Raw genomic sequence first — 16,220 nt, 5'->3', positions numbered from 1 at the left:
CTTTCCCCCTGACCATCCAGCGCCCCTCCGGCAAATCCCGCAGAGGGGCGCATGATTGTTATTGGGCTGCCCGGACTCGAACGCCGATTAACGCAGGATGAGGGGGATCATCACCCGGTTGATCTGAACCGTCTGAATGAGCCGCACGGTGATGATTTGCGGCGCATTCAACAGGCTCATGCCCACAGGATTCACCTGAATCTGCGCATCATACGTCCCGGCAGCGCCAGTGGGCTGAAGGGTGATCTGCATGGGCTGACTGCTCGACCCGCTTGCGGTGAAGTTTAACCAGGCGGGCTTGCTTCCTACTGCGGCGGCGCTCCAGTTGAAGGAAACGCCGTTACTGGCAGTGATCTGTACGCTGAAGGTCTGCGGGGCGCTGACCGGCTCCAGCATTGCCGCCACCGTGGGGCTGGAAACCTGCATGGCAGGAGCAAAGAGCGATTCCAGCGTCTGAGCGGGGTCGCCCACAAAGGCGTTATTCCACTGCGGTTTGGGGTTGTACCATTCATCGTAGCCCAGCCACATGGGAATGGACGGGAAAGTCGGATGGGTGGTCTGCACCGTCTTGCTGGCTTCGTAATCATAAAAGGACTGGTAAGCCTGTCCGAGGGTTTTGCCTTCAAAGAGGAAGCGCACATACTGCTGGAAGGCATCGCCAAACCAGTTCGCAAAGTACCCGCCCGCGCCGAGGGCAAAGAACGGCTGAGAGTACTCACCCACCCGCCGCCGCGCTTCTGCCTGCGTCACCGGGATGGTGTCGTTGCTGGCAGAGCCTGCGCTGAAGCAGGCATACATCATGACAATGGCGTTCTTCGCCAGTTTGAGGTCGCGCTGAATGTCGGCGCTGGAGTAAAAGCGGTCTTTCAGAGCAAACCCGCCCACGGTTGGATAGGGCATGTCTGACCAGTAAATGCCGTGCCCGCGGTAGAACAGGAAATGCGCACCGCTGGCGGCGCTTTTGATCTGCTCCCAGTTGTTACTGGGGGTGTAGAACCGGTACACGGTGACGCCGTGCTTCTCCAGTTCCTGCGCGGCGAGTTCCATGTTGGCAATTTCCTGCCGCGTCCAGGTGCCGCTATCGCCGTCAATGGGACCGACGATGAGCACGGCTTTGAGCGGCGGCAGGTTCAGCGCGGTCAGCACGGCAGTCTGGAGAGCCGGTTCGCCCGGGGAAACTTCCTGCGGGGTTTGCGGGGGCAGGTCGGGGGTATGCGGCTGGAGTGCCTGCGCCTGTACCCTGCCCGCGGCAGGGAAAGCAAGCAGGGCAAGCAACGCCAGGAAACTGATGAGAATGCGTAATTTTTTCATCTTAATCTGCCCTTTTTCATCCTGATTGTATGAGGGGATGAAAAAAGCGGGTGAGACAAACTTCTCACCCGCCAGGACAGGCAGTTTACAACCACTTATCAACCCAGTTTGTAGCCAATTTTGCGCAGGAAGTCCTTACGCCACTGAATATCTTCCTCCCCTTCGATGCCTTTGGGACTGGCGCCGTCAATCACGCCGAGGATGCCGCGTCCTTCGCCGTTCTCCACCACAATGACCTGCGTGGGGTTGGCAGTGGCACAGAAGATGCGGCAGACTTCGGGAACCGCCTGCACGGTTTTCAACACATTGATGGGGTAAAACCCTTCCCCCAGAAAGATAATGAAACTGTGCCCGGCGCCGATTGCCATGGCGTTCTTCTTCGCCAGTTCGATCATGGCTTCGTCTGTACCGCTCCAGCGAATCAGGCGCTTGCCTGAGGCTTCGCAGAATGCCAGCCCGAATCGAATGCCCGGCACCGCCGAGACCAGCGCTTCGTGCAGGTCTTCAACGGTTTTAATGAAATGCGACTGCCCTAAAATAAAATTCACGGCTTCGGGTTTTTCAATCGAAACAATTGAGAGGTCCATGGTTCACTCCTTGAGGTTTTCTCTTATTGTACAAAAAAAGCGGGCGAAAGGAATCTTTTCCCTTCACCCGCCTGCGTGCATTTAAGCGCCGCCCTACGATTCTTCCCGTGGAAGGCGGGCGAGGGATGCCACACTGTCGCCCTCGTCCAGATGCATGACGCTGACGCCCTGCGCCGTCCGCCCTTTGAAGGGGATGGAACTGACCTTGACCCGCAGGGCAACCCCCGAGGCGCTGAACAGCGCCACTTCGTCGTTTTCCTGCACCACCCGCGCCACTGCCAGTTTTCCTGTTTTGTGCAAAGATTTGTGATCCAGGGTCATCACGCCGCCGATGGCGCGCCCTTTGAGCATAAACTCGTCCAGGCGCACGCGCTTGCCCCAGCCTCTGGAGGTGATCAGCAACAGCCCGCCGCCTTCCTCGACGATGTCCATCGAAGCCACGCGGTCGCCCTCGCGCAGGGAAATGCCCGTGACGCCCGCTGCCTGCCGTCCCATGGGGCGTACTTCGGTCTCGGCAAAACGCACCAGGTACCCCTGCTCGGTGACCAGCAGAACATGGCTGGAACCATCAGTCAGGCGCACCCAGCCCAGTTGATCGCCATTCTCCAGCGAGATGGCAATCAACCCCGAAGGGCGCACGCTCTCAAATTCGCGCAAATCCACCCGCTTGACCCTGCCGTTGAGTGTCGCCATCAGGCAGTAACGCGCATCGGCAAAACTGCGCACCGCCACCGCCGCGGTGATGCGCTCGCCTGCTTCCAGCGCCAGCACATTGATGGCAGGGATGCCCTTATCGGTGCGGTTTGCTTCGGGAATTTGATGGGCTTTCTGCGCGTACACCTTGCCGCGATCGGTAAAGAACAGCAGGGTATCGAGGGTGCGCGCCGCCAGAATGGTGGTGATTTCGTCTTCCTCTTTGACTTCCTGCCCGATAACGCCCTTGCCGCCGCGATTCTGGGTGCGGTAGGCGCTGGCGTTGACCCGCTTGATGTAGCCGCGCGCGGTCAGGGTAATCAGCACGGCTTCGTCGGCAACCAGATCTTCCTCGCTGAAGTCCTCTCGGGCTTCGGCGGCAATGCGCGTGCGGCGGTTATCGCCGTACTTCTCCGCCAGTTCTTTCATATCTGTCTGAATGAGGGCGAGAATCTTGCGCGGATTTGCCAGCAGGTCTTCCAGATAGGCAATGCGCTCCTGAATGTCCCGATACTCGTCCTCGATTTTCTGACGCTCCAGGGCGGCAAGGCGGCGCAACTGCATATCCAGAATGGCTTGCGCCTGTACCTCGGTCAGTTTGAAGCGCTCAATGAGGCGCTGGCGGGCAGTTTCGGCATCAGGCGACTGGCGGATGGTGGTGATCACCGCATCCAGATTTGCCAGCGCAATGAGCAAGCCCTCCAGAATGTGCGCACGGGCGCGGGCTTTGTCCAGTTCAAAACGCGTCCGGCGGGTAATGACTTCCTGACGGTGATGGATGAACACCTGCAGGGCGCGTTTGAGGGGCAGAAGGCGCGGCTCGTTCTCCACCAACGCCAGCATGTTCACGCTGAAGGTGGACTGCAGGGGGGTGTACTTGTACAGTTGATTGAGCACCTGACGGGGTTGTGCGCCGCGGCGGAGTTCGATGACAATGCTCATGCCGTGGCGGTCGGACTCGTCGCGCAGGTCGGCAATTTCATCCAGTTTGCCCTCGCGCACCAGTTCGGCGATGCGTTCAATCAAACTGGCTTTGTTGACCTGATAAGGAATCTCGGTGATGATGATGTTGTAACGCCCGCCTTTTTGTTCTTCGATGCGGGCAACGCCGCGCACGGTCAGGCGGCTGCGACCGGTGCTGTAGCCGTGCAGAATGCCCTCCCGTCCCACGATGATGCCGCCGGTGGGAAAATCGGGACCGGGAATGATGCGCATCAGGTCTTCTGCGGTGACCTCGTCAATCTGGTCGTAGTTTTCGATGAGATAATCCACCGCCTGAGCCACCTCCCGCAGGTTGTGCGGGGGGATACTGGTTGCCATTCCCACGGCAATACCCGAGGAGCCATTCAACAACAGGTTGGGCAAACGGGCAGGCAAGACGACCGGCTCTTTGAGTGTGCCGTCGAAGTTATCCACGAAATCTACCGTGTCTTTGTCAATATCGGCAAGCAGTTCTTCCGCCATGGGGTTCAGGCGGGCTTCGGTATAACGCATCGCCGCGGGGGCATCGCCGTCAATCGAGCCAAAGTTGCCCTGCCCGTCAACCAGGGGGTAGCGCATGCTGAAATCCTGCGCCATCCGTGCCATGGCATCGTACACCGCCATATCGCCGTGCGGGTGATATTTACCCAGCACTTCACCGACGATTCTGGCAGATTTCTTATACGCCGAGTTGGAGCGGATGCCCATATCCTCCATGGCGTACAGGATACGCCGGTGTACGGGCTTCAGCCCGTCACGGGCATCGGGTAAAGCCCGCGCCACGATCACGCTCATGGCGTAATCGAGGTAAGCGGTGCGCATTTGTTCATCAATATCCACCGATTGAATGGTGCCAGCAGTCATAAGCCAATCCTCTAAACGTTCTCCAAACCGTTTGATTATACCATGCCGGGGCAGGCAGCGCCGCCCGCCACGCAGGAATTCAGAAGTTTAAAGGAAAAGCCGCTCTCTCCCGAGAGCGGCGTAAGAACCCTGCCAGAACTTACTCCGTCAGCGCCAGCGGGGTATCCTCTCCCGCGGGAGTTTCTCCGCGGGCGCGGCAACACTTGGGGCATTCACAGGATTTCTTCTTTTCTTCCCAGAGGCGCAATTCATCCAGCGAACCTCCCACGGTGTAAGCGGCATCGAGGATGCGGTAAATCTCCGGGCGCGCCACGCGATAATACACATTCCAGCCCTCTCGGCGCATCTCCAGCACGCCGGATTCACGCAAAAGCGCCAGTTGCTGAGAGAGATACGCCTGGCGGTAGCCCAGCATGGCTTCCATGTGGCAGACACATTCCTCACCCTCTCTCAACAGGGCAAGGATTTTCAGACGCGCGGGGTGCGAAAGCAGTTTGAACAGTCCCGCCTGCGCCTCAAAAATGCTTTCTTGCCTGATCTTTTTCGTTTCCATCATCTTTTCCTCCCTTAGTTTAACGACGATGGGCTGGAACGTCAACGGGAAAGAGAACATGGCATTTTTCTTAAAGTCAAAGAGCTAAACCGCAACCTGCAAGCGTTAAAAACCATTTCTCCGCTCACTCCGGTATCCCAGCCAGACTGCCTTTTTCCACCGTCCAGGCAACGCTCAGCCATGGCAGGAGCACGGGAGCGAAGTGGGATAGCAAAAATCGCAAATTTAGGGTATGCTTAAGGAAGGCACAATAAGGAAACAGATTCCCCCGAGAGTCAAGGAGGCACCTGTGATTAAAGAGACCCTCAAAGAAGCAGAAACCCGCATGAAAGGCGCCATTCAGGCGCTGGAAGAGAACCTTGCCGGCATCCGCACCGGACGCGCCAGCCCTGCGCTGGTAGAACGTCTGCAGGTGGAGTACTACGGCGTGCCCACCCCGCTGATGCAGTTAGCCAGCATCAGCGCCCCTGAACCGCGCGTCCTGATGATCCGCCCGTTTGACGCTTCCACTTTGCGCATCATCGAAAAAGCCATCATGGCTTCGGATCTGGGGCTGACCCCCAACAACGACGGCAAGGTCATCCGCCTGAACATCCCCCCGCTCACCGAGGAACGCCGCCGTGAACTGGTCAAAGTGGTGCATGCCCGCCTCGAGGAGAGCCGTATTGCCGTGCGCAATGTGCGCCGCGATATGGTCAAAGACCTGCGCGACTTCGAGAAGGAAAAACTCATCTCCGAAGATGACCTGAAGAAGGGTGAGGAAGAACTGCAAAAGTTGACCGACCGCTTCATTCAGGAAATTGACACGATTGGACAGAAAAAAGAGAAAGAGATCATGGAGGTTTAAACCTCCGCCAGACCCTATGGACGCATCTACCCCATCCACCACCCTGACCAAAGTCCCCGTGCACGTTGCCATCATCATGGACGGCAACGGTCGCTGGGCGCAAAAACGCGGATTGCCCCGACTGGCAGGTCACCGCGCGGGTACTGAAAATCTGCGCCGCATCATCCGCGCCAGCGTGGAGTTTGGCGTCAAGTATCTGACCATCTACGCCTTCTCCACAGAAAACTGGGGACGCCCTCAGGAAGAGGTAGAGGGGCTTCTACACATCCTCGAAGAGGTGATTGAACGCGAACTGGACGAACTTGACCAGCAGGGGGTGCAGTTGCGCCATCTGGGTCACCTTGAACGCCTGCCCGACATGCTTCAGGAGAAGGTCCTGCGGGCGGTGGAGCGCACCCGCAACAACGACCGCCTGATTCTGAGCGTGGCGTTCAACTACGGGGGCAGAGACGAAATCGTCTGTGCCATCCGCGCCATGATGCGTGACGGGGTCAAACCCGAAGAAGTGACCCCTGAACTGGTCAGCCGCTACCTGTTCACCGCCGACCTGCCCGACCCCGACCTCATCATCCGCACCTCGGGGGAGATGCGCGTGAGCAACTTCCTCATCTGGCAAAGCGCCTATTCCGAATGGTACATCACCCCTGTCCTCTGGCCCGACTTCGACCGTGAGGAGTACTTCAAAGCGCTGGTGGATTATTCCCGCCGCGAGCGCCGTTTTGGAAAACTGACCGCTCAGGACGATACATCCGACTGTGCCTGCTAGCCTGAGTCCACTGTCTCAACGCACACTGGTTGCCATTCTGCTCATTCCTGTGGGTGTCAGCCTGATCTGGGTGGGCGGGGCGGCATTTGCATTGTTTGCCGCGCTGGTGCTGGGACTGGCGGCGCTGGAATACGCACACCTCTTCCAGAAAGGCGGCTACCATCCCACCACCTGGATTCTGGTGAGCGGATGCGCGGCGCTCCCTCTGATTCGTTACCTGGGCGGCGATGCCTTTGCCCTGCCTGCGCTGACTGCGCTCATCTTCCTCACCATGGGATGGCAGGTGTTCACCTACCGCAGCCACCACGAAACCGCCGTGCTGGACCTGAACATCACCCTTGGCGGGCTGGTGTATCTGGGCGGACTGGGCGGGTACATCGTCTCTCTGCGTCAGTTGCCCGATGGCGTCTGGTGGTTTCTGCTGGTCTTCCCTGCCATCTGGTTTGCCGATGCCGGGGCATATTTTGTGGGCAGTCGAATGGGTAAACACAGGATGGCGCCGCACATCAGCCCCTCCAAGACGTGGGAAGGCTATCTGGGCGGGGTGGTCAGCAGTATTGCGCTGACGGCTGGACTGGCGGCGCTGTGGGCGTTGCGCGTACCCTACCTCACCGCCGGACACGGCGCACTGCTCGGTGCAGTGATTGCCATCCTCAGTCCGCTGGGCGATCTGGGCGAGAGCCTGATCAAACGCGGCTTTGGCGTCAAGGACTCCAGCCACCTGCTCCCCGGTCATGGCGGCGTGTTTGACCGCATTGACTCGTGGCTGTGGGCGGCACCCCTGGGATATTACATGATTGTGTGGTTCTTTTAAGCCATGATCATCAACCTGTATGCCACCTTCCGCCTGCTGGCGGGAACCAGACAAATTTTCATCCACCTGCCCGAACACAGCACCGTCAGGCAGGCGCTGGAAACGGCGGTATCGCAGGTGCCTGTTCTGCGCCCGCACTGGATGAACGAGGCAGGCGAACTGCATGCCCACGTCCATGTACTGGTCAACGGGCAGGATGTGTCCACCCTTCCGCAGGGGCTGGATACCCCCCTGCAACCCAGCGATGTGCTGGACATATTCCCTCCGGTTGCCGGAGGCTGACAAAAAGGAGGTCACAATGGTAGTCACTGGCTGGAATAACGGCGCTCACAGCCGCAACGGCGCGGGGTACGGCTTCCGCGTCCAAACGGCAGACCGCGATGCCTTCTTCCAGAAGGACTGGACGAGCATCTGGGTGGAACTGGAGGGCGAAGAAGGCGCAGTGGAAATCCCCCTGCCCGGCGAGAAATTCTGGAGCGAGGAAAGTGCTCCGCTGGTCAGCCCGGCAGTGGGACGCTGGCTAAGAAAAAACGGGCTGGCTCCATGGGCGCGCGGCAACCCGCCCACCTTCATCCTGGATCCCATCGAGGGCAACCGCTTCCATGCCCGTAAAGCCCCGCGCCAGCGCCCGGCATTCTGATGCCCACGTTCCATCGTCATCCCGGTAATTCCCATTTTCATCGAGGTGAATCATGACAACCCTGCCCTATACCCAATCTGCCTGGCGCCTGAGCGACCTTTCGCAGGGCACGCCAGAAGAAATCGAAGCCCTCTTCCAGAAACTGGAAACCCAGACGCAGGAATTTGAAGCCCTGCGCCCTGTGCTCACCCCGGACATTTCCGCAGAGACGTTCCTCGACCTGATTGGCAAACTGGAACGCATTACCGAAGAGGCATACCGGCTGTACGGCTACGCCGGTCTGTCCTTCAGCGCCAACACGCAGGATCAGAACGCGCTTACGCTGGTGGGACGGGCTGAGCAGTTCCTGGCAGAACTGCAAAACCGCACCCTCTTCTTCACCCTGTGGTGGAAGGGGCTGGACGACCAGAACGCCGCCCGCCTGATGCAATCCGCCGGAGATTACACCTACTGGCTGGAAGAGATGCGTCATCTCAAGCCCTACACGCTCAGCGAGGCCGAAGAAAAAATCATCAACCTGAAGAACGTCACCGGCGCCAGCGCCATCGAACGCCTGTACGAGACCTACACCAACCGCTACACCTTCAAACTGGAAGTGGACGGCGAGGTAAAGGAACTGACCCGCGGCGAACTGATGGTGTACGTGCGCGGCGCCGATCCCGACCTGCGGGCGCGCGCCTATCAGGAACTGTACCGTGTTTACGGCAACGATGGCGCTTTCCTCGCTCAGATGTATCAAAATCTGGTGCGCGACTGGTACAACGAGAACATTACTCTGCGCGGCTACAAAAGCCCCATCGCCGTGCGCAACCTTGCCAACGACATTCCCGATGAGGTGGTGGACACCCTGCTGGAAGTGTGCCGCCAGAACACTGCGGTGTTCCAGCGCTACTTCCGCCTGAAGGCGCGCTGGCTGGGCATGGAGAAACTGCGCCGCTATGACATCTACGCGCCAGTAGCGCGCGCCGACAAGACCTACCCCTTTGATCAGGCGGCGTGGCTGGTGCTGGATTCTTTCCGCCAGTTCGACCCGCAGTTTGCCAAACTGGCTCAACGGGTGTTCGATCACCAGCATCTGGACAGTGAGATCCGCAGGGGCAAACGCAGTGGCGCCTTCTGCTGGTCGGTGAACCCGCGGTTGACGCCATGGGTTCTGCTCAACTACCAGGGACGCGCCGATGACGTTGCCACCATGGCGCACGAACTGGGTCACGCCATCCACAGCATGATGGCGCAGGATCATTCCATCTTCACCTTCCACGCATCCCTGCCGCTGGCAGAGACCGCCTCCACCTTTGGCGAAATGATGCTGGTGGACCGTCTGCTTGCGGAAGAAAGCGATGAAGCCGTGCGCCGCGACCTGCTCTTCCGTCAGGTGGACGACTCCTACGCCACCATTCAACGGCAAGCCTTCTTTGCCCTGTTCGAGAAGGAAGCCCATGAGATGGTGCGCCAGAACGCCTCGCCCGACGAGATGGCGGAAGCCTACCTGCGCAACCTGAAAGACCAGTTTGGCGACTCCGTCGAGGTGAGCGATGAGTTCCGCTGGGAGTGGGTGTCCATCCCGCACATTTACGGCACGCCCTTCTACGTGTACGCCTATGCCTTCGGGCAGTTACTGGTGCTTTCGCTGTACCGCCAGTTCAAACAGGAAGGCGAATCCTTCAAGCCGCGCCTGAAGCAGATTCTGGCGGCGGGCGGTTCGCAATCGCCGGAGCGCATCCTGCAGAACGCCGGCGTGGATATGCGCCAGGCGGCGTTCTGGCAGGGCGGGTTTGACGTCATTGCGGAACTGGTCAATCAACTGGAGCAGATTCCTCTGCCGTAAGGTCATAACGCTTAACGAAACCGCCCTCCCGCTTTGCACCGCTTACGGGAGGGCGGTTGTGTTTTCCGGAAGAGTCTCTCTACGAGCCTTCTTCTTCCATCATCTTCAGGAAAGCCTCCACCACCCGGGGATCGAAGTGCTTCCCCGCCTGTTCGCAGATGTACTCCAGGGCTTTCTCGCGCGTCCATGCTTTGCGGTAAGGGCGGTCGGAGGTCAGAGCGTCATAGACATCCACGACGGCAAAGATGCGCGCCCCCAGCGGAATGGCTTCCCCCTTCAAACCGTAGGGATAGCCGCTTCCGTCCCATTTTTCGTGGTGGAAGCCGGGAATGTCCAGTGCCGGTTTGAGATACTCAATGGAAGAAAGCATGTCAATGGCATACACCGGGTGCTGGCGCATCACCTGCCATTCCTCATCGGTCAGGGGACCGGGCTTGTGCAGAATGGCATCGGGAACACCCATCTTACCGATATCGTGCAGAAGCGCGCCGCGGCGCAGATGGGTGAGCGCCTGACCGGTGATGCCCATGCGCTGTGCCAGTTTCAGGGTCAGTTGTGTGACGCGCTGAGTGTGCCCTTCGGTCTCCCGGTCCCGCAGATCCATGGCGCGCGACCAGCCCTCAATGGTGGTATCGTACGCCAGCAGAAGTTCCTGATTGGAGCGGCGCAATTGTTCCACCAGGCGGTGACTCTGAATTGCCAGCGCCAGTTGACCGGCAACCGTATCCAGAAAATCCTCCCATTCGCGGTTGGGATGGAACAAACTGCGCATGGCAACGCCCAGCGTGCCCACCAGTTCACCGTGAGCAATCAGAGGCAGGGCAAAAGCCATTTCCAGCCCTTCGCGGCGCACCAGTTCCTCCCATTCAGGGGAGATGTTCGGGTCCCCGCGCCAGAAGCGCGCTGTGTGCCGCTCCAGCGCGGCTTTTCCCGCCAGATACTCCCCCGGCGGAATGGCAGGTTCCACCATGCCCATACCGAACGAAGCCGCCAGTTCAAGCAATTGCGTATCGGGATTGTACAGACGGATGACCGCCACATCCACCTGCAGGGTCTCGTGAATCAACTCCAGCGCCATGCGCAGGGTGTCGTTCAGATTGGCGTTCTTGAGTACTTCGGTGTCCACGCGGTGCAGCATTTCCAACCGCTGAATGTGCATGCGCATCTCATCATGCAGACGCATGCGCTGGATTGCCGAGCCGCCCATTTCGCCCAGCGCGGCAAGCAGACTGACATCGTCAGGCTGTACCGGTTTTCCGGCAGGCAGGGTGATGGCAAACACTCCCAGCGTCTGCACCCCCGACTGCACCGGCACAAAGACCCCGCCGGTGCGCTCGGGCACCACACGTCGAATCATCAGCGCATTCAGCGGATCTTCCTTAAGGTCATGGGTCAAATACACCTCGCGCCGCAGATACACATTTCCGGCAATGCTCTCACCCGGCTTGAGCGCAAAGGGACGCAGGCGGGTCTGCCATCCGGCAGCAATGGCAATACGCAGTTCATCCCGGGAACTGTCATACATCCAGATGGCGCCGTCCTGCGTTTCCAGCAGATGCAGGGTTTCGGTCAACAGCCGATTCAGCAGGTCATCCAGCGTCTGCGCCGGGCGCAGGACGTTGGAGATGTGATTGATGGCTTCCAGGCGGTGCAGAAGGCGTTGAGTCTGCCGGTACAACTGTGCGTTGGCAAAAGCAACCGCCACCTGATCGGCAAACAACTGCAACCGCTCACCATCCTCCTCGCTGAACTGATCGGGACGATCGCCATCCAGGTTGAGAAAGCCGACCAACTCGCCTTTGACGAGAATGGGCGCGCCTGCATACGACTGCATCCACTCGGTGCCGGGAATCCGTACCCAGTCAGAATACTCTTCCAGGCGGGGAATGATCAAAGCCCTGCCCGTTTCGGCGATGTTGAGCAGATTCCGGGTACTGTTCAGGGGAAAGGTAATTCCCTCGGTGGGCATGTACCCACGCTCGCGGTAACCGCGGGCGCGCACCACCCGCACCATGCCGTCCTCCACCAGCATCACGTTGCAGGCGCTGGCAGGCACCACCCTTTCCAGATTTTCCAGGAGTCGATCCAGCAGTTCATCCAGTTCCAGGGTGCTGGTGAGCGAAAGCGCCGTCTCGCGCAGGGTTTCTGCCAGCAATCGCGCTTCGCGCTCCGATTTTTCCATGCGCTTGCGTATGCTGATGTCACGCACAATTGCCTGCATGAAGGTCTGCCCTTCCAGATTCAGCGCGCTCAAACTGACCTCCGCGTAGAAAGACGTGCCGTCTGGACGCAGATGCACCCATTCAAACAACTGCGCTTCGCCCATCAGCGCCAGATGGAGCAATTCCCGACCTTTGACATCAGATGGTACGCCGTCCGGCTGTAGAGGCGGGGAAATATCGAAAGGCGTTTTGCCCAGCAGGTCTTCCCGGCGGTTGCCAAACAATTCTACCGCCCGCGGGTTACACTCGATGATGTGCTCGCCCTCAATGATCAGCACCGCGTCATAGGCATGCTCGAACAGGGCACGGTAGCGCATGGCGCTGCGCAAACGCTCGGTGATGTCCTGAATCACTGCCAGAAAGACCCGCTCACTGCCCACCTGCACCAGTTGCAAATGCACTTCCACCGGGTAAGTGGAACCATCGGCGCGGCGGTGGCGGGTTTCAAACACCAGATTGGGAACTTCCCCGTTGAGCAGGGGGCGAATTTTCTCGCGAAAGGTTGCCAGGGAAAATTCGGGTTTAATGTCCAAAGGCGTCATGGTGCGCAGTTGTTCAAGGGAATATCCCAGATTGCGCAACGCCGCGGCGTTGACATACTCAAAGCGCAGGGTTTCGGGGTGAAAGAGGTAAATCTCGTTGAGGCTGCTTTCCAGCACCGCCAGCAGGCGTTCACGCTCCCGGCTGGCATGCTGGCGTTGAAAATTTAAGGAAAGAATTTTACCCACCAGCAGGGTGGCGATGGGGTAAATCGCCAGCACCGGCAGGGTGATTTCCGCCAGAACCGGACGCGCCAGCCCGCCCGGCAGGGAATACATCCACACCAGCATATTGAGGTGCACCACCCAGCCAAACAGGTACAGTTCCCACCAGGCGATTTGCTCCAGCGCGCGCCGGCGCAGGTAACGCCAAAGCAAGCCAATCAACGCGGAAGTGAAGATGACAATCACCCCCGTCAGCGCGCCACCCCCACCCAGATAGAGGCGGTACGCGGCAGTGATCACCGCCGCCAGCAGGGTGGGCAGAAAACCAAAAAACAACCCGCTCACGCTCAACAGAACCGAGCGGGTATCGAAGATCACTCCTTCAATCAGGGGAAAAGCGGTGGTGATAATGGCAATGCCAATCACCCCAAGGATAACGCCAGAAACCACCTGCCGCAGGCGCGAGAACCCCCGACCCTGAAGCAGGAACAGGTCATACAGGACGCTCATCCCCAGAAGCAATGCCGCGTTGAAAAGTAAACCGTGCCAGGTAGGCTGGTCCACTTTTTCGCTCCTTTCTAGAGATTCATTCTCTGGGGTCGCTCCCGATGAACCCGATCACTCCAATGTTGTTTATACCAGATGAAAACGCTTTCTGCAGAAGAGATTCTTTACAATTTCATAACAATCCTGAGTCTGCTTTTTTCCGAAAGCGTCGCTGTCAGGCAGGACAACCCGGCGCCCGTGGGGAAGCCGCCTTCCAGCGATTCTAAAAGGTTTTTAATCTTTTCCCATCAGGCTGGAAGTTTTATGGTTTAATTCAACTTATCGGAGGAAAAGGATTCTATGCACAAGATCCGTCGCTGGTTGCCGCTGATATTACTGTTCCTGCTGGGCGCGGTGCTGTTGTTCTCACAACCGGTTCAAGCCCAGGGGCAAAAGGTCATTCTGTACTTCTTCTGGGGCGATGGCTGTCCACACTGCGCAAAGATGAAGCCTTTCCTGGATGAACTGGAAAAGCGCTACCCCGATCTGGAAGTGCGCCGTTTCGAAGTCTGGCACAATGACGAAAACCTGAAAAAATTCCAGAAAATGATTGACGCATACCAGATTCAGGGAGCGGGCGTGCCCACCACCTTTATTGGCGACCGTTACTGGGTGGGCTACAACGAACAAATCGGCGCAGAGGTGGAAGAAGCCGTCAAATCGTGCCTGCAAACCGGCTGTAAAGACGCCGCCGCAGGGATTTTAACGCCGGTGGAAAACCCCTCCACTGAAAAGCCTGCCCCCCGCCCGGTTATTGACCCGAACAATCCCACCTCAGTTATCAATCTCCCCCTCATCGGGCAGGTAGATTTAAAATCGCAGTCCCTGCTGGTCAGCACCCTGCTCATTTCTTTCGTAGATGGCTTTAACCCCTGCTCGGTGTGGGTGCTGACCATGCTCCTGGCGCTCACCCTGCGCACCGGCTCACGCAAGAAGATCATCATCATCGGTCTGGTGTTCCTGACCGTGACCGCCGGAATTTATGCCCTTTTCATCGCCGGACTGTTCACCGTCCTCAACATCATCTCCTTTGTGGGATGGGTTCAGGTGATCGTGGCGCTGGTGGCAATTTTCTTCGGTGCGGTGAACATCAAGGACTACTTCTGGTACAAAGAGGGCATTTCCTTCACCATTGCCGATGAGAAAAAGCCCGGCATTGCCCGCGGCATCCGCCGCGTGCTGGATGCAGGCGACAACTTCTGGGCGATGGTGGGCGGCACCGTGGTGCTGGCGGCAGGCGTCTCGCTGGTGGAGTTCTCCTGCACAGCGGGCTTCCCGGTGCTGTGGACGAACCTGCTCACCGCTCAGAAAGTGGGCGCGCTGACTTTCGTCCTGCTCCTGCTGGTGTACATGATTGTTTACCAGGTGGATGAACTGGGCATCTTCTTTGCGGCGGTGTTCACCCTCAAAGCCAGCCGTCTGGAAGAAAAAGAAGGGCGCATCCTCAAACTCATCGGCGGCACGCTGATGCTGGCGCTGGCGGGAGTCATGCTGATCAACCCCGCGCTGATGAACGACCTCGGCGGAGCGGTCATCGTCTTCCTGATTGCCTTTGCTGTCGCCGGGCTGATTTTGCTGGTGCACCGCGTCATCCTGCCGCACTACGGCATCTGGATTGGCACGGAAGCCGAAGGACGCAAACGCGCCGCCGCACGCCGTGCCCGCACCAGACGGCACTAACTGTGTATATGCGTCTTTTTGCTCCCGCAGGCATCCCCTGCGGGAGTTTCTTTTTTTCAGGGGTGGCACACATCCGCGCCGGAATCGATCACCCGGGCATCTTCCACCGAGAGGAACTGCCACTCGTAACGGTCGGGGTACAGGGTGAACACCAGCACGCCAAACGTGTCGTTATAGCGCACCTCGCTGAGCGGCAGGATCTCGCCGTAGCCCCGCAAACCTGCCCCACCGGTTCCGGCGATAAACTGACGGATACCCCGGCGGTCATCGCGCTCGCCGTCGGGAGTTTGCGGCGCAAAGCGCTCGTAGTGATGATCATGCCCGCTGATGATCACCTCGGCGCCAAAATCGTACAGCGCGCGCCAGAAGGCATCGGTGCGGGCATCGCTCCCGTGTAAGCCGGAAGACCAGCGCGGGTGATGCCAGTACGCCAGCGTACAGCGGCTGGGGTGGGAGAGTAAATCCTCCCTCAGCCAGCGCTCCTGCGGTGAATCCACACCGCACCCGCCCGCGTACTCACAGTTGCTGTTGAGCGCCAGAATGTGCCAGGCGCCCAGTTCGTAACTGTAATAGCCTCTGCCCGGCGGACCGGCGCGGTCTCCAAAGTAAGCAAAATAGGGAAAACCCTCATCTGTGCCGTAATCGTGGTTGCCCGGGGCAGGATGCAGGCGGGGCATCAGCCTGCCCCAGGACCCGTCGAAGCACTGGCGGTACTGGACGGGCTTACCCTGCTCGTTGGAATTATCGCCTGCAGTGAAAACTTCACCGGGTAGACTTGCCAGCAGTTGCGCCGTCCGGTCATCGCCGTCCTGCCCGCAGATGGAGATATCGCCTGCACCCGCCAGCACCACCGGCTCGGGCGTGGGAGTCAGGGTGGGAGTACCCGTCGGGGAGGGTATGGCGGTTGCCGTGAGGGTGGGAGAAACGGTGAGGCTGGGGGTTACAGAAGGGGTGGGAGAGGCAGAAACCGGCGCGGTTCCGGCTGGCAGGGGAATCGGCACACAACCCGCCAGAAAGAGCAGGAGCATGACCCGGAAGATCCATCGTCTGTGCATGGAGGGTATTATAGCCGAAAGGAGCAGAAGGGCGGAAATGCCCCCACGATTCTCCCCTGCCCCCTGGAATCGGCAGGGAAAGATTACACCCCGCTTTCGCGGGGTGTAATCTTAAAGATGCACCTGTTC

Annotated in this window: 13 protein-coding genes; 7 read left to right on the top strand and 6 right to left on the bottom strand. The window is 59.0% G+C overall.

All coding sequences use genetic code 11. The features are described 5' to 3' along the window. Nucleotides 1-87 precede the first annotated feature (87 nt). From LHF31_RS02885 to LHF31_RS02870, 4 genes are all read right to left on the bottom strand, one after another. Nucleotides 88-1,311 (bottom strand): hypothetical protein, encoded by a 1,224-nt coding sequence (locus LHF31_RS02885; protein ID WP_298008381.1) that lies wholly within the window; start codon nt 1,309-1,311, stop codon nt 88-90. Nucleotides 1,312-1,409: 98 nt separating this feature from the next. Further along, nucleotides 1,410-1,898 carry an adenosine-specific kinase gene (locus LHF31_RS02880; RefSeq protein WP_298008384.1) on the bottom strand — a complete coding sequence of 163 codons (489 nt, stop codon included), beginning with the start codon at nt 1,896-1,898 and terminating at the stop codon, nt 1,410-1,412. A gap of 93 nt (nt 1,899-1,991) precedes the next feature. Next, entirely contained in the window at nt 1,992-4,436 is a 2,445-nt protein-coding gene (gyrA, locus tag LHF31_RS02875; RefSeq protein WP_298008388.1) for a DNA gyrase subunit A, read from the bottom strand. Between the two features lie 139 nt (nt 4,437-4,575). After that, entirely contained in the window at nt 4,576-4,992 is a 417-nt protein-coding gene (locus LHF31_RS02870; RefSeq protein WP_298008391.1) for a helix-turn-helix transcriptional regulator, read from the bottom strand. Between the two features lie 286 nt (nt 4,993-5,278). On the opposite strand from LHF31_RS02870, the gene frr reads away from it, so the two are divergent. From frr to LHF31_RS02840, 6 genes are read left to right on the top strand one after another with little or no spacing between them, the layout of a single operon-like run. Beyond that, nucleotides 5,279-5,836 carry a ribosome recycling factor gene (frr, locus tag LHF31_RS02865; RefSeq protein WP_298007988.1) on the top strand — a complete coding sequence of 186 codons (558 nt, stop codon included), beginning with the start codon at nt 5,279-5,281 and terminating at the stop codon, nt 5,834-5,836. Between the two features lie 16 nt (nt 5,837-5,852). Next, complete coding sequence (locus LHF31_RS02860) at nt 5,853-6,602, top strand: isoprenyl transferase (RefSeq protein WP_298007980.1); 750 nt, start codon at nt 5,853-5,855, stop codon at nt 6,600-6,602. Further along, the gene (locus LHF31_RS02855; protein ID WP_298007982.1) at nt 6,592-7,416 is read left to right on the top strand and encodes a phosphatidate cytidylyltransferase; all 825 of its coding nucleotides are present in this window, start codon (nt 6,592-6,594) and stop codon (nt 7,414-7,416) included. Before LHF31_RS02860 ends, LHF31_RS02855 begins: the two co-directional genes overlap by 11 nt. 3 nt (nt 7,417-7,419) lie before the next feature. Next, on the top strand, nt 7,420-7,698 hold the full coding sequence (locus LHF31_RS02850; RefSeq protein ID WP_298007984.1) for a ubiquitin-like small modifier protein 1: 279 nt from the start codon (nt 7,420-7,422) through the stop codon (nt 7,696-7,698). A 16-nt stretch (nt 7,699-7,714) separates the two neighbouring features. Continuing rightward, nucleotides 7,715-8,056, top strand: coding sequence for a hypothetical protein (locus LHF31_RS02845; protein ID WP_298007986.1), 342 nt, complete (start codon nt 7,715-7,717; stop codon nt 8,054-8,056). Between the two features lie 52 nt (nt 8,057-8,108). Continuing rightward, entirely contained in the window at nt 8,109-9,884 is a 1,776-nt protein-coding gene (locus LHF31_RS02840; RefSeq protein ID WP_303773484.1) for a M3 family oligoendopeptidase, read from the top strand. Between the two features lie 79 nt (nt 9,885-9,963). Here LHF31_RS02840 and LHF31_RS02835 read toward each other — a convergent pair whose 3' ends face one another. Continuing rightward, nucleotides 9,964-13,374 carry an HD domain-containing phosphohydrolase gene (locus tag LHF31_RS02835; protein WP_303773482.1) on the bottom strand — a complete coding sequence of 1,137 codons (3,411 nt, stop codon included), beginning with the start codon at nt 13,372-13,374 and terminating at the stop codon, nt 9,964-9,966. A 282-nt stretch (nt 13,375-13,656) separates the two neighbouring features. Here LHF31_RS02835 and LHF31_RS02830 point away from each other — a divergent pair, with 282 nt between their 5' ends. Next, entirely contained in the window at nt 13,657-15,036 is a 1,380-nt protein-coding gene (locus tag LHF31_RS02830; RefSeq protein WP_298009046.1) for a thioredoxin family protein, read from the top strand. 56 nt (nt 15,037-15,092) lie between these two features. Here the strand turns inward: LHF31_RS02830 and LHF31_RS02825 are convergent, their stop codons facing one another. Continuing rightward, entirely contained in the window at nt 15,093-16,091 is a 999-nt protein-coding gene (locus LHF31_RS02825; RefSeq protein ID WP_298009049.1) for a metallophosphoesterase, read from the bottom strand. Nucleotides 16,092-16,220 lie beyond the last annotated feature (129 nt).

The sequence above is a fragment of the Anaerolinea thermophila genome (assembly GCF_020723905.1).
GTDB lineage: Bacteria > Chloroflexota > Anaerolineae > Anaerolineales > Anaerolineaceae > Anaerolinea > Anaerolinea thermophila_A.
The sequence above is the reverse complement of the archived record's forward strand: the minus strand, read 5'-3'. Positions and strand labels throughout refer to the sequence as shown.

Coding starts and splice junctions, on each gene's coding strand:
- LHF31_RS02885 (WP_298008381.1), bottom strand. CDS start 1,311: ATGAAAAAATTACGCATTCTCATCAGTTTCCTGGCGTTGCTTGCCCTG.
- LHF31_RS02880 (WP_298008384.1), bottom strand. CDS start 1,898: ATGGACCTCTCAATTGTTTCGATTGAAAAACCCGAAGCCGTGAATTTT.
- gyrA (WP_298008388.1), bottom strand. CDS start 4,436: ATGACTGCTGGCACCATTCAATCGGTGGATATTGATGAACAAATGCGC.
- LHF31_RS02870 (WP_298008391.1), bottom strand. CDS start 4,992: ATGATGGAAACGAAAAAGATCAGGCAAGAAAGCATTTTTGAGGCGCAG.
- LHF31_RS02860 (WP_298007980.1), top strand. CDS start 5,853: ATGGACGCATCTACCCCATCCACCACCCTGACCAAAGTCCCCGTGCAC.
- LHF31_RS02850 (WP_298007984.1), top strand. CDS start 7,420: ATGATCATCAACCTGTATGCCACCTTCCGCCTGCTGGCGGGAACCAGA.
- LHF31_RS02845 (WP_298007986.1), top strand. CDS start 7,715: ATGGTAGTCACTGGCTGGAATAACGGCGCTCACAGCCGCAACGGCGCG.
- LHF31_RS02840 (WP_303773484.1), top strand. CDS start 8,109: ATGACAACCCTGCCCTATACCCAATCTGCCTGGCGCCTGAGCGACCTT.
- LHF31_RS02830 (WP_298009046.1), top strand. CDS start 13,657: ATGCACAAGATCCGTCGCTGGTTGCCGCTGATATTACTGTTCCTGCTG.
- LHF31_RS02825 (WP_298009049.1), bottom strand. CDS start 16,091: ATGCACAGACGATGGATCTTCCGGGTCATGCTCCTGCTCTTTCTGGCG.